General features: G+C 38.9%; 21 protein-coding genes. 16 read left to right on the plus strand and 5 right to left on the minus strand.

Going from position 1 to position 13065, the window contains the following annotated elements; genetic code table 11:
• Positions 1–77: 77 nt before the first annotated feature.
• The 7 genes from L3V46_RS03555 to L3V46_RS03585 all read left to right on the plus strand — a co-directional run bounded on the left by L3V46_RS03555 (position 78) and on the right by L3V46_RS03585 (position 6791).
• Entirely contained in the window at positions 78–1250 is a 1173-nt protein-coding gene (locus L3V46_RS03555; RefSeq protein ID WP_239044937.1) for a phage tail sheath protein, read from the plus strand.
• A 26-nt stretch (positions 1251–1276) separates the two neighbouring features.
• A complete protein-coding gene (locus tag L3V46_RS03560; RefSeq protein ID WP_096911109.1) occupies positions 1277–1792 on the plus strand; it encodes a phage major tail tube protein in 516 nt (171 codons plus the stop codon).
• 72 nt (positions 1793–1864) lie between these two features.
• A complete protein-coding gene (locus L3V46_RS03565; protein WP_104795127.1) occupies positions 1865–2188 on the plus strand; it encodes a phage tail assembly protein in 324 nt (107 codons plus the stop codon).
• Positions 2189–2196: 8 nt separating this feature from the next.
• Complete coding sequence (locus L3V46_RS03570; RefSeq protein ID WP_104795128.1) at positions 2197–2310, plus strand: GpE family phage tail protein; 114 nt, start codon at positions 2197–2199, stop codon at positions 2308–2310.
• A gap of 6 nt (positions 2311–2316) precedes the next feature.
• Entirely contained in the window at positions 2317–5094 is a 2778-nt protein-coding gene (locus L3V46_RS03575) for a phage tail tape measure protein (RefSeq protein WP_239044938.1), read from the plus strand.
• A 5-nt stretch (positions 5095–5099) separates the two neighbouring features.
• Positions 5100–5525, plus strand: coding sequence for a phage tail protein (locus L3V46_RS03580; protein ID WP_239044939.1), 426 nt, complete (start codon positions 5100–5102; stop codon positions 5523–5525).
• Positions 5526–6791: a contractile injection system protein, VgrG/Pvc8 family gene (locus L3V46_RS03585; protein WP_239044940.1), complete on the plus strand. Its 1266-nt coding sequence runs from the start codon at positions 5526–5528 to the stop codon at positions 6789–6791. It abuts the gene before it with no gap.
• A 3-nt stretch (positions 6792–6794) separates the two neighbouring features.
• On the opposite strand, the gene L3V46_RS03590 is transcribed toward L3V46_RS03585, so the two are convergent.
• From L3V46_RS03590 to L3V46_RS03600, 3 genes are read right to left on the minus strand one after another with little or no spacing between them, the layout of a single operon-like run.
• A complete protein-coding gene (locus L3V46_RS03590; RefSeq protein ID WP_239044941.1) occupies positions 6795–6983 on the minus strand; it encodes a hypothetical protein in 189 nt (62 codons plus the stop codon).
• A gap of 44 nt (positions 6984–7027) precedes the next feature.
• On the minus strand, positions 7028–7834 hold the full coding sequence (locus L3V46_RS03595; protein WP_239044942.1) for a Dam family site-specific DNA-(adenine-N6)-methyltransferase: 807 nt from the start codon (positions 7832–7834) through the stop codon (positions 7028–7030).
• Entirely contained in the window at positions 7797–8003 is a 207-nt protein-coding gene (locus L3V46_RS03600; protein WP_016539462.1) for a Com family DNA-binding transcriptional regulator, read from the minus strand. The genes L3V46_RS03595 and L3V46_RS03600 overlap by 38 nt, the downstream gene beginning before the upstream one ends.
• Before the next feature lie 104 nt (positions 8004–8107).
• Between L3V46_RS03600 and L3V46_RS03605 the strand changes: the two genes are divergently transcribed.
• From L3V46_RS03605 to L3V46_RS03630, 6 genes are all read left to right on the plus strand, one after another.
• Positions 8108–8389: an ogr/Delta-like zinc finger family protein gene (locus L3V46_RS03605; RefSeq protein WP_096911102.1), complete on the plus strand. Its 282-nt coding sequence runs from the start codon at positions 8108–8110 to the stop codon at positions 8387–8389.
• Between the two features lie 210 nt (positions 8390–8599).
• Positions 8600–8824 carry a hypothetical protein gene (locus L3V46_RS03610; protein WP_239044943.1) on the plus strand — a complete coding sequence of 75 codons (225 nt, stop codon included), beginning with the start codon at positions 8600–8602 and terminating at the stop codon, positions 8822–8824.
• Positions 8817–9083: a hypothetical protein gene (locus L3V46_RS03615; RefSeq protein ID WP_239044944.1), complete on the plus strand. Its 267-nt coding sequence runs from the start codon at positions 8817–8819 to the stop codon at positions 9081–9083. The genes L3V46_RS03610 and L3V46_RS03615 overlap by 8 nt, the downstream gene beginning before the upstream one ends.
• A 25-nt stretch (positions 9084–9108) precedes the next feature.
• On the plus strand, positions 9109–9510 hold the full coding sequence (locus L3V46_RS03620; protein WP_239044945.1) for a hypothetical protein: 402 nt from the start codon (positions 9109–9111) through the stop codon (positions 9508–9510).
• 6 nt (positions 9511–9516) lie between these two features.
• Complete coding sequence (locus tag L3V46_RS03625; protein ID WP_239044946.1) at positions 9517–9960, plus strand: hypothetical protein; 444 nt, start codon at positions 9517–9519, stop codon at positions 9958–9960.
• Positions 9961–10066: 106 nt separating this feature from the next.
• Complete coding sequence (locus tag L3V46_RS03630; RefSeq protein WP_239044947.1) at positions 10067–10447, plus strand: hypothetical protein; 381 nt, start codon at positions 10067–10069, stop codon at positions 10445–10447.
• Between the two features lie 62 nt (positions 10448–10509).
• Here the strand turns inward: L3V46_RS03630 and L3V46_RS03635 are convergent, their stop codons facing one another.
• Together L3V46_RS03635 and L3V46_RS03640 are read right to left on the minus strand one after the other, a co-directional pair.
• Positions 10510–11217, minus strand: coding sequence for a hypothetical protein (locus tag L3V46_RS03635; protein ID WP_239044948.1), 708 nt, complete (start codon positions 11215–11217; stop codon positions 10510–10512).
• A gap of 58 nt (positions 11218–11275) precedes the next feature.
• Positions 11276–11737 carry a WYL domain-containing protein gene (locus tag L3V46_RS03640; protein WP_239044949.1) on the minus strand — a complete coding sequence of 154 codons (462 nt, stop codon included), beginning with the start codon at positions 11735–11737 and terminating at the stop codon, positions 11276–11278.
• Positions 11738–12056: 319 nt separating this feature from the next.
• Here L3V46_RS03640 and L3V46_RS03645 point away from each other — a divergent pair, with 319 nt between their 5' ends.
• Genes L3V46_RS03645 through L3V46_RS03655 form a run of 3 tightly spaced genes read left to right on the plus strand, consistent with a single transcriptional unit; the run spans position 12057 to position 13017 of the window.
• Entirely contained in the window at positions 12057–12254 is a 198-nt protein-coding gene (locus L3V46_RS03645) for a hypothetical protein (RefSeq protein ID WP_239044950.1), read from the plus strand.
• A gap of 3 nt (positions 12255–12257) precedes the next feature.
• Positions 12258–12464: a hypothetical protein gene (locus L3V46_RS03650; protein ID WP_104795140.1), complete on the plus strand. Its 207-nt coding sequence runs from the start codon at positions 12258–12260 to the stop codon at positions 12462–12464.
• Positions 12457–13017 carry a hypothetical protein gene (locus L3V46_RS03655; RefSeq protein WP_239044951.1) on the plus strand — a complete coding sequence of 187 codons (561 nt, stop codon included), beginning with the start codon at positions 12457–12459 and terminating at the stop codon, positions 13015–13017. The genes L3V46_RS03650 and L3V46_RS03655 overlap by 8 nt, the downstream gene beginning before the upstream one ends.
• The last annotated feature ends 48 nt before the right edge of the window (positions 13018–13065 follow it).

The following is a 13065-nucleotide window of genomic DNA, read 5'->3' on the forward strand; positions in this document are numbered from 1 at the left end:
TGCATTTAACTGACAATATATAGTCAATTTGTAAGCCTGTGATCTGAAAACATAACAACAGATCACAGGCTTTTTATATGGCTACAGATTCATATCATCACGGTGTCAGAGTTCTTGAACTCAATGAAGGCACTCGACCAATCCGTACAGTTTCAACTGCTGTGATCGGATTGGTTGCAACTGCAGAAGATGCAGATGCAGCAGCTTTACCACTCAATACTCCAGTACTTGCTACAGATATCAAAACGGCTTTGGACAAAGCAGGTGAAAAGGGAACGCTTGCACGTTCTTTACAAGCCATCGCAGACCAAACCAATGCAGTCACAGTTATTGTACGTGTAGACCAAAAAACTACTGAAGCTGAACAAAACTCAGCAATTATTGGTGGTGTTGAAAACGGTCGTTATACAGGTATGAAAGCCCTATTGGCAGCAGAGCAAAACCTGAAAGTACGTCCACGTATTTTGGGTGTTCCTGGTCTAGATACTGCACCTGTGGCAACGGCTTTAAACTCAATTGCTGAAAAACTTCGTGCATTTAACTATCTATCTTGTTTTGGTTGTGAAACAAAAGAAGAAGCAGCTGCATACCGCGAAGCAATTGGCGCACGAGAAGCCATGCTGATTTATCCCGACTTTTTGGGATGGGACACAGCGACTTCAAAAACTACAACATTCGATGCAACTGCTCGAGCATTAGGTCTACGTGCAAAAATCGACAATGACACAGGTTGGCAGAAAACTCTTTCCAACGTTCCAGTCAACGGTGTCACAGGTATTTCCCAAGATATTTTTTGGCAATTGCAGTCTATGGATACCGATGCTGGTTATCTCAATGGTAACGAAATCACCACGCTGATCCAAAAAGATGGATTCCGTTTTTGGGGTTCTCGTACATGTTCAGCAGATCCGCTTTTTGCTTTTGAAAACTATACACGTACAGCGCAAATTCTTGCCGACACGATGGCAGAAGGGCACATATGGGCAGTGGATAAAGATCTCCATCCATCTTTGGCCAAAGATATTGTCGAAGGGATCAATGCCAAATTCCGTGATTTAAAAAATGGTGGCTACATCATCGATGGTGAATGTTGGTTCGATCCTTCAGTTAACTCAAAAGAGTCACTCAAATCAGGTCGTTTATTGCTTGATTATGACTTTACGCCAGTACCACCACTGGAAGACCTTACCTTACGTCAGCGTATTACAGACCGCTATTTGGCTGATTTCGCTTCTCGTATGACGGCATAACAGAAGAATAAAAAGGATAAAACAACATGGCTTTACCTAAAAAATTAAAAATGATGAATCTGTTTAATGAAGGTAATTCATACCTTGGCCAAACAGGTGAAGTCACTTTGCCAAAACTCGGACGTAAGTTGGAGGCTTGGCGTGGCGGTGGTATGGACGGCAGTATTAAGTGGGATGCAGGCATGTCAGATGACATGATCGAATTTGCTTGGAAACTGGGTGGTATCGACCCATTGGTGATCGGGCAATACGGTGCTGCAACTGTTGGAGCAATTGGTCTACGTTTCGCTGGATCCTATCAGCGTGATGACACCGGAGAAACTACGGCACTCGAAATGGTCGTGCGTGGCCGTCATGAAGAAATTGACTTTGGTAATTCAAAACCCGGTGATGACACTGAACTTTCGATGAAAACGGTCTGGTCATATTACAAATTATCAATCGATGGCAAAGCCGTGATTGAAATCGATATTCCAGGCATTGTATTCAAAGTTGATGGTGTCGATATGTATGAAAAACACCGTCAAAACATTGGTATCTAGTTTTCCTCCCCTTCTGTAGTTCAGTACTGCAGAAGGTTTTTTTAATTCAACTTTTTATTTAAGGAATTTGCGATGCAAACTCAAGAACAAGCACAAAACCAAGAAACAATTAAAGCCAATACAAAAGTCATTGAACTTGAAGATGGTTTTAATCGTAAGGGAACAACTATCAAAGAAATTACTTTGATTAAACCGAACACAAGTCATTGTCGAGGTTTAAGTTTAAAAAGCGTCCTCAATTTTGAAATCGATGCTTTAGCCGTATTGCTTACACGCATTGCATTACCTGCCATGACTGAACAAGAAGTCTATGCATTGGAATTGATGGATACCCTTAAAATTGCAGAAGGGATTACTCATTTTTTGGAGAAAACAAACAGCTCCCCGACAGCGTAGATGATGTTATTGCCAATCTTGCTGTGATCTTTCACTGGACACCGCAAGATTGCGCTTCATTTAGTTTAGAAGAACTCATGGCATGGGAAGACCGTGCAAGAAAAAGAACAGAAACCGAGTAAAAAATCATGAGTAAGTTAGATCTCAGTATTATTGTCAAGTTTGTAGATAAAGCGACACAGCCAATACGGCAGTTTCAGCAAAATGTACAAAACACCAATCAATCTATCGATCGGCTTACTCATTCTATCGATCGACTGGAACGAAGCCTTAATGGTGGACGTTCATTTAAACAGTATTCACGCAATCTTCAAGTCGGATCAGCAGACGCCAATCAACACAGCAGTGCTTTAAATACAATGCACAATGGCTATGACCGTGTTGCCAGTGTTATAGATAAAGTACGTGATAAAACCCAATCTTGGTCAGATACACTCAAAGCCAATCGGGCACAAATGCGCGAAGAGTTTAAAAGCCTTGCTATGAACTCGGTAATTGCAGGCGCAGGCTTATATCAGTTTCTAAAACCTGCAGTTGATTTTGAAAAGCAAATGTCAGGTGTCCAATCTGTTCTGGATCTCGAAAAACAAAGTAAAGCAATGCAGCAGCTGACAGCAGATGCACGTAAATGGGGTGCAGCATCTTCATTTAGTCCAGGCGAAGCAGCTCAAGCACAGTTTGCATTAGGTTCAGGTGGCTTTAATGCAGATCAAATTCATAAAGCACTTGGTGGAACACTACAGCTTGCAGAGGCAGGCAAAGTCGAATTAGAACGTGCAGCTCAAATCGCAGTAGGTACTCTCAACGGATTTGGTTTGGCTGCAAGCGAAATCGGTCGTGTCAATGACGTATTTTTGAAAGGAACAAACCTTACCGCAACCAGTGTTGATGGTTTAGGTGAAACTATGAAATATGTTGCACCGATTGCAAAAGCCTATGGAGCAAGCATAGAACAAGCCACTGCGATGACTGGTTTGTTAGGTAACAACAATATTTTGGATACCCAAGCAGGTACATCGCTGCGTAGTATCATGACCCGTTTTGCAGGACCTCCGAAAGAAGCCACAAAAGCATTTGCCAAACTCAAGATCGAGACGAAAGATAACAACGGCAACCTACGAGATATGTCCGATATTTTGGCAGAGGTCAATAAAGCAACCAAAAATATGGGTAGTGGTGAGCGTTTAGATATTTTTAAAGATATTGCTGGGCAAGAAGCTGTTTCCGCATTTGCAGTTTTAGTTGATCAGTCAGCATTACTTGATAAAAACTCTGGTAAAACTGTAAATAAAATCAAAGAGCTCACAAAAGAATTAGAACATTCAGAAGGAGCAGCAGCACGAGCAGCTGCAATTCTAAAAGATAACTTGGCTGGCGACATTGAGCAGCTTGGTGGGAGTATTCAGGATCTTAGTATTTCTGTTTTGAATGCTTTGGGTACAGATATTCGTGGTTTTGTCACAGGTCTTGGTGCTTTTATAGATAAAATCAAAGTCTGGGTAGATGCAAATCCTGAATTAGTTCGTACGATTGGCAACTTAGCAATGAAACTGCTCATGTTTAAAGTCGCGATGCTGGGTGTACGTTACACAGGGAATTTACTATTTGGTACCATCTTTAGCATGGTTGCAGGTATTACTAAATTTGCATTATTTATGTGGATTGCAACCAAAGTTGCCAACAAATTTGGTATCGGTTTACCAACACGCTTTGGATTGATCACAAAAGGTGTACGCTTATTAGGACAAGCTTTTATTTTCCTTAGCCGACAAGCCCTACCATTACTTATTACAGGCTTACGTACACTGTCGATTGCTTTACTCACCAACCCATTGACGTGGATTATTGCAGGCATTGCTGCTGTCGCATTTGTCATTTGGAAATATTGGGCACCAATCAAAGCATTTTTTGTAGGGTTTTGGGACGGTTTAAAAGAAGGATTTGCCCCTTTATTTGCTTCGCTGAGTTCAACTTTTGCTACCCTTAAAACTACACTTATGCCATTGAAACCCGTGTGGGATATGGTTGTTGTCGGTTTCAATCTGCTTAAAGAAGCACTTTCAGGGTTATTTAGCCCATTTCAAGCGACTAATCAACAACTGTCAAATGCTACAAGTTATGGCAAAAGTTTCGGTATAGCACTGGGTACTATCATAGCAACGCTTGTTTCAGTAATCGTTAAAATCACTGAGTTTGGTATTGCATTGTTTACCATCGTAGGTACAGCGATTGGTAATACTGTCGGCTTTATCGTGGTCAATTTTGGTAAAGTACTGACTTTCTTTACCAACATTTGGAACCAAATTAAAACAGCATTTAGTGGTGGGATTGCAGGCATTAGCGCGTTAATTGTCAACTGGTCACCACTCGGTCTTTTTTATTCAGCGTTTGCATCAGTGCTCAGCTGGTTTGGCATAGATCTGCCTGCAAAATTTACTGGATTTGGTCGAATGATTATCGACGGTTTAAAAAATGGAATTATCAGTAGCTTAGGTGCTTTGAAATCAGCAATAAATATGGTGACAGGTATGTTGCCAGACTGGGCAGCTAAACGACTAGAAATTCACTCTCCGAGCCGAGTGTTTATGGGTATTGGTGATTACACCATGCAGGGCTTGGCATTAGGTATGAAAAATGCTTCAGATCTACCAATAAAAGCACTCGATCAAACTCATCAAAAAATTGTGCAAACTGATATTGCTCGCCCAAATATTCGTACTTCACAACCTGTCAGAGCTCAATCAAATTCAGCAATACAGGTTGCAGGCGATACAGTGACGATCCAAATGCATGTCGCACCCGGACAAAACATTCAACAGATCCAAAGCATGCTCGAAAACATGCTGAACAAACGTGAACGCGAAAAAATGGCACGAGTTCGTAGCAGTTATAAAGACCAGGAATAATAAAAATGATGATGATTTATGGCATGTTCGTATTTTCCATACCCACTGCTACATACCAAAAACTGCAACGTCAAACAGATTGGAATCATGTCAGCAATAATCGTGTTGGTGACATGCCTGCGTATCAGTTCACAGGCAAAGGCGAAGATGTAATAACTTTAGACTGCTCAATTGTTCCTGAATTTGGCTCACAGTTATCTTTGACAGCATTAAGATTAATGGGAGACACAGGCAAATCATTTCCATTGATCGACGGTACTGGCAAGATTTACGGCTTGTGGGCTTTAAAAAGTTTAGGTGATGAATATGAACACTTTTTTAAAGATGGTAAAGCGCGCAAAGTTGACTTCAATTTGACATTAATTAAAACTCAAACTGCTGGCGTGCTCGTTGGCAATGTTTTAGGCTCTATCGTTGGGAGTATTCTTTAAATGTCATTGCTTGGTATGGCGAGTACTGCTATCAATTTTATCAGTAAAAAATTAGATGACAGCTATCCGCATGCATTCTATAAAATCGTGGTGAATGGAGTAGATATTGGCGATTTGGTACAAACACGTTTAATGCGCCTGAACATCACGGATAACCGTGGTATAGAAGCAGATACCGTAGAGATTGAACTCTCCGATCACGATGGGGCACTCGGTATCCCACCCAAAGGCGCAATTATTGAAGTTTGGATCGGTTGGAGCAATGAAGGTTTAATCTACAAAGGCAAGTACACGATCAAAGAGCGCGAGCATTCAGGTGTGCCCGACGTTCTTACGATTCGTGGTGCAGCTGCAGACTTAAAAGCCACATTTAAAAAGAAAAAAGAGCGCAGTTTTGACAACAAAACCATTGCAGATATTATTCAAACCATTGCAAGTGAGCAAAGCCTCAAAGCCATTATTCATGATAGTTTAGGACAGATTACACTTGCACATATTGACCAAAATGAATCTGATGCAAACCTCATTACACGTATTGCTGATGAACATGATGCGATTGCCACAGTTAAAAATGGTTATCTGTTATTCATGCCAAAAGGTGAGGGTAAAACCATATCAGGACTGGATTTACCGACATTTTTTATCACACGTAATATGGGGGATTCACATCGTTGGTCAGATACCGATGGTGCAGATGATGTCAGTGGGGTCACCGTTTTTTATTATGATAATGACAAAGCAGAACGGCAAAAAGTCACAGTCGGTATGTCTGATGAAAATACCCGTGAACTGCGCAATATTCAACGAGATGAAAAATCAGCTAAACGTGTAGCACAGTCAGAGTTCAATCGGATTAAATCTAAGTCGGCAACATTCAGTTATAAACTTGCCTACGGTAAACCTGACCTGATTCCTGAAATGCAGGTACAGTTTATGGGCCTAAAGTCAGAAATAGACGATATTATTTGGCTCGGTTCTCGTGTTGTACATACATTATCTGCAGACAGTGGTTTTGTGACGGACGTTGAACTTGAAGTCTATTTACCCGATTCAGATGATTTATCTGAACTGGTGGACGACGACTCAGGCAGTTACACAGGGATTTTGGCGTATTATAAAGACGGAAAAAACACAGGTAAGGTTACACAGGGCGATCAAACTACACCAAAGCGTTTAACCTATTTGTATAAAAACAAACAGACAGCAACGACTGCAGCAGCGAGAGAATTTAAAGCCATGCAAGCTGAAAAGAATACGACAAGCTGACCTTTAATAGTACCAATACTGACTATTGTAAAAAACGCTGCGAGCTTCAGCATTATGGCGAAGCTCAATACCATCCCAACCAAATACTTTGACAACCTTATCTTTATTATCTTTTAAGCAGGGTAAATCATTCATTCTTGAATCACTCTGTCTTATCCGTACCCAACCATTTTTTAATTTTTCTTCAGCCATCAAAAATCCCTCATATTGAGGGATCAGTGTAAAACAGATTTATATCAAAAATTGGTAATAATTAACTCATTACCATTATGATCTTCATGTGCTGCCTTATTATTCACAGACCAACGGATCTTCTTATGTTGGATTTTATAATCTTGAAACAGCTCCCGAACTTCAGGGGTATCATTCAAACTGAGAATAAATTTACCTTGTATTTTGTCCAGGTAATTTTTCAAATCATAAAAGTCCTGTTTCGACCAAATCCCTTTGCCATACACATTTTCACAGTCCCAGTACGGTGGATCTAAGTAGAATAATGTATCAGGACCATCAACACGTTTAAGCACATAGTCATAACTGGCATTTTCAATCACCACATTTTGCAACCGGGTGTGAATCGGCTGCAGATGTGTGCGCAGATCCTCACCGAGTTTCAAACGGCTTTTACGGTCACGACTATAACTAAACGAGCCGTCCAACTGACATCCAAAAGCTGAACGTAATAAATAATAGAACTTGGCAGCACGTTGGATATCAGTCAAGCCACGGTCATTTTTACGCATTTCATTAAAAACAGTTCGTGAAAATAAAGTATTTTCAAACTCAGTTAAAAACGCATCAAAGTGATATTTCAGTACACGATATAAGTTAATCAAATCGTCATTGATGTCATTGATCACTTCAACAGGCGATTCAGTCTTTTTAAACAGTACCCATCCTGCACCACCAAACACTTCAACATAAGTTTTATGTTCGGGCATGATGTCTATGATGGTCCGAGCCAGTTGAGATTTTCCACCTAGCCAACCAGAAAAACTGTGACCTTTAGGATTGTATTGCGGTATTACAGAAGTGTTGCTCATCGATCTTACCTGTTTCGATGTGACGCTCATTTTGGCGTTCAGGTAAGGCACTCGGGGTGCTCTGGAAGTTATTTAACGTTTTACAACGTGGACATTTGATCTCTATATGATCAAATGTGCCTATTTTAGCGAGTAGCTTAAAACAGCACTTACATTTCACATTTTGCATGAAATTTTTCTACATAAGAAAAACCAAACAAATAGTATAAAAATTAGAGATAAAGAACAAATATTTCACCGTTTTATTTATAATGATATTTAAATTTGTTCTATATGGGACGATTCGTGAAAAGACCTAATTTTAAATGCCCTCATTGCGGATCGTCTATGTATATCCGCAGTAGCCGACAACAACATCCTTTACTTCGTGCTTTGGGCTTGCAGTGTAGTAATTTTTGCTGTGGTTTTTCTGCAGGTGGAAACTTTGAAATCACACATCAAATCTCAGCCAGTGCTACGCCCAATCCTATTATCCAGCTCCAAACACTAGATCAAATCAATGCAGAACGGAAAGCTGCCAATGATGAACACATGGAAGATCAAAACGATGGCTGAGTTCTTATTATTTTCTTTCGAGCTAGGAACGCTCATCAACGGTTATCTATTTTTTAAATTTGTTTATGGACTATAGGGTTTAAAAATGATTTTTGACTATTCAATTAATTGGTTTGCATTTTTCGAATGGCTTATTCGAGGTTTTATATTTGGAGTTGGTTTTATGTTGGCATTGATCATATTTATCAAAGTCACCAAGGCAGATAAGAAATGATCAACGTCACGCCAGATCATCCGATCGCACATGAGGCCTATGAGCAGGTGAAAAACCTGCGTTGTGTGTACGTCAACATCATTGCACATACATTTAAAAAGTCTGAAACAGAGCAGGGCTTTTTTATTGCAGGGATTTATCCAAATTTAGGCGAAGGCGGTTTTAACCGTTTGGATTGGTTGACTGAGTTTGAACAACTCAATGGAGTATCAGATGCATAGATTAAAAAATATGGCTCTATATATAAATGATCAGTATATCGGCACACCGATCAGCGTGGATATATCAATTGATCTCGCATCAGAGCCTGACTATTCAGTCAAAACATTGGTTCATAAGCAGGGTGCAACATTGAGCTTTATTCCACTGTCCAAAACACTCAGCACACTTGATCAGTTAAAACAGCATTTTGTACAGAAAAATCAAAAACAAAACCGCCTGTTATTACCTGGTACTTATATTTCAACTCTATCACCATAAATCCCTCTTATTAAGGAGATGTAACATGGCTCAATGTAAATTATGTGGTACTCGTTATTGGTTCTTTTCCAATCATGATTGTAAACCACAACAGGTGACTAAGAAAAATTATACTTATCCAAAGACGCAAGTTTCAAATATTAATACAAATCAGACTATTCGACGTGATTCGGATTCAAGTGCTGTAATTGATCTTCAACAGCAACAAATGAATGCCCAACAATTACTTCAACAACAAGTATTTTTAACTTCATCTAGCGATGATACGTGTAGACCTACATACAACGAAGCAACTTCTTCACATCATCATGAAAGTTCAGCTTCAACTTCCCATCATTCATCATCTTACGACTCTGGTAGTTCATATTCGAGTGACAGCTCATCGAGCAGTTGTGACAGTGGATCTTCCAGTTCAAGTTGGGATTAATTTAAGATGAAAAACATCAATCATCTAGCTCCCATTTTTAGATTTTACTTTCCTGGGTGGTATATTTTGGGTGGACGGAGATCAGGACGAAATTTCGTTATCTTTAATTTATGTAAAGACTTTGTTCCTGAACTTAATTTCGACATTAATAATGATTTCCCATTTAACCCAAAACATATCCCGAAAGTTCCAAAGCGTCATGTCCGTAAAGCCTGCTATCAATCCTTTGCACTGTATAAAAAGTCATTTAAACCTAAACGATTACCACGTTTTAGAATAATTAAAGATGAACTTCAATGGTTAAAAAAAGATGAATCACTGCAAGGTTTTGATGATTGCTCGAGATGGATTACAGAGGAGTTTCACTGCCAATTTTTGCAGCTTCCTGACCCTGAACCCATAGAGTTTGGTCAATTTATACCGAAAGGAATCATTCAGCGTGATGCATAACCCCGATCAACTATTTGAACTATTCTATAAAAATGTCCGGGATGATATGTGCCCGCCTGGACTGTGTAGAAGCAGCTATAGATCCAATTGGTGGCGTGAACGTTTTATGAATGCATATCATGGCATTAAAGAACCACGAGAATTGATGAGCTGGGCAGAAGTACCACAAATGTGGTTGGCTGCATATCGTGAATTTTCCAAGGCACCAACAATCATTTATGAAGTTGGAACTTTTGAACAGTATGAAGCAGGTTTTCATGCTTTCTATAGAACGACATGCCAAATACAAGCCCAAAAAATCAAACAAATTGCAATTTCTCTACAGCCTGAATCGGATTTTTATTATTTAGATACTGAACATATTTTAGAACTATCAGAAGCTAAAGATCAGCAGTTTCAGCAAAAGACCGGGAAGAAATTTAATATAAGTGGCTATTCAAAGGATATGTATGAAATCAAAATTCGTGAAGTGGAAATTGATGCATAAAAAACCCGACAGTTTGAGGATGCAAGCATAGCCTTGTCGGGTTGAATTTTTATTATAGATGATTATTGACAAAAACGTCCAGATCGTTCCGCATTATCACCCTTGCTACACCAGTCCTCAAACATTTCATGAGCAACTGGACTACGCAGACCAAACTTCGCAAAGTTCAAAAACAATCTATGGTCTACATATCCATCACTGATATTTATCTTTTGAATTTCAGTGTAATCATAGGTCAACTGAAAAATTGGCTCGTTTTTCTTATTATTGTATTGGTCAGTCAAATCAGCAAAAACTACAAATCGAATAATCGAAATTTTTTGCTTCGGTGGATTATTTAAGATTTTAATCAAAATATCTCTTGTAGTACGACTCGTATAATCAAGATACCCAGCATCACTAAACGCGTCTGTTGCCGGCAAATCGATTTCTAAAACATTTTCGCCATGTGTTCTGACGGCAGTAATTTTTTTGTCATAACCTTTAATCGTCTCAAATTCTTTTTCTTGTACATTTTCTTCAGCTTTTGGCTCAACAATAACTGTTTCATTTTTCATATTTTCCGCAACTTCCGTTGTAGAAGCAGGTGGCTTAGGCGCAAAAACACCAATCAATGCAAATAACACAAAGCATGTGCCAAAACCATACAGAGCGATTTGTTTACGAGTCAGTGCAGGTCTATTTTTAAACTGTGACAGATTCGGCTTTGCCAAAAAAACACAGGTAATGATTAAGCCAATTAAGAACAAAAATGCAAATAGTTCAGCCACAATAAATCCTTTTACTCATGAAGTTAAAGATAAAAAACCACTATAAATAATGTAAAATTCATAGATTTTCAAATCCGCGAAGAAACTTTAAAATTTCATTATAATTTGAATACTTAAAAGAAGTCTGATAGTCATAAAGTTCTATAATTCGATCAACTCGAAAACTTCTGTCCGCTTTGACCTCAAAGCAATAAGCATCTAAATAATAAAAAGTTTCATCATTAAATTTATTTTTCTGTAATTCCACTATATCAATATCACGTACTGTGATTTTATCACCAGCTGATTTATACGCTATCCGAAAGCTCTTTTCAAAGGCAAAGTCAGTCGAACCATCTTCACGCTTGTTTTCTGAAATAAAAACTGATTTATCGTTTTTCTGTTTAAAACTACTTTTTAAATCAGTCCAAGCCTGTTTTAGCTCAGCATTATTTTTATCCTGATACTCTTTTTTAAACTTTCCAGTTCGCCATGCGTAAATAATCCACACAACAAGACAAATGAATAAAATCTCAATCATTTTAATTATTTATCAAAAATAGTACCTCACTATATTGACATAACAGCACACTATAGAGCAACATGTATTTACTCAGCAAAATCTGAGTGCAGGCGTGGAAACCTGTTTATATCCTACAAGCGCATAAATTATCGTCGCTTAAGCGACTTTTTTTGTGCCAAAAATGTCTGATCAGCTATACTTGTTATGGTAGATCGGGCAGGGCAGCTTCGCGCTGGCCGTACTTGTAGGACGGTATTTCCACCCCTGTTCGGTCTGCCACCATTCCGTGGAAAGAATGGCGGTAGGTTCAATACCAAACCTACAAGGAATTTTAGTCATGAAAAGACAAATTCAAGTCCGTAAAACTGCGCCAATCATTCAAGTAAAAGAACACACCCCCATTTACGACATCGTTGCTTACGAAAAACGCCTCAAACAACGTAAAACTCAACAATTCTTCAAAAGCTTACTGACCAATAGCTTTATTCTCAGTACATTTGTGCTTACATTCTCATTATTATTTATTGGGGAATAAGCCATGACAGCCCAGAACTTAACGATTGAAGAAAGAAAAAGAGCTTGCTTCGCGTTTTACAATTCGATTTCTAAATCCACTCGTCACGATCGTACATATGCCCGTGGTGTAATCTCATGTATGAGCATGGCAGACTTTATTACACAAGCAGAATGGACTGCTCATCTTGCCGAATTAGATAAACTGGATGGGGAGTCTGATCATGAATGAATCCATCATCCCATACGTTCCGATCGCAGATCGGGTCGAAGCATCTAACGACAAAAGCCAATTACTCTGTCAGCAGTTTTTTAACATGATTGACCATTGTGTCCGTTCACAAATCATGTTCAACCACGACACAGCACACGGTTGTCTATCCATAGCACCTAACCAAATCAACGATTTACTTGCTGAATTGTCAAAAACTGATCATTTAGATAAAGTTATAGATATTCACGCCCTAAAAGATTCGCTAAGTGATTTAATTTATCCTAAATTCAATGGTATACACACCATAACAAGCCCTATTTGGAATCAAACGGAAGTCACCGTTTGGCAATTTCAATTAAACCAAATTGCCAAAGGGGTAGATATGGAACATATAGATAACGATGCCGAATTAAATTTAGACATGGCTTTAAGTTCAATTCGTATCTGGAGAAATTCACTGGAAATAGGCAGTGAGAACAAAGATGTCATCTATAAACAAAATGACTTAGTTTACAAACTCATGGATATAGAGGAAAGATTGAAGATGGTCCAGTATTCACTGGAAGAATAAAATGCAAAAGCCCACCGTAAAAAGTGGGCTTTTTTACGTCCTGTACCA

The organism is Acinetobacter sp. AG3, from assembly GCF_022343575.1.
GTDB classification, from domain to species: Bacteria; Pseudomonadota; Gammaproteobacteria; order Pseudomonadales; family Moraxellaceae; genus Acinetobacter; species Acinetobacter guillouiae.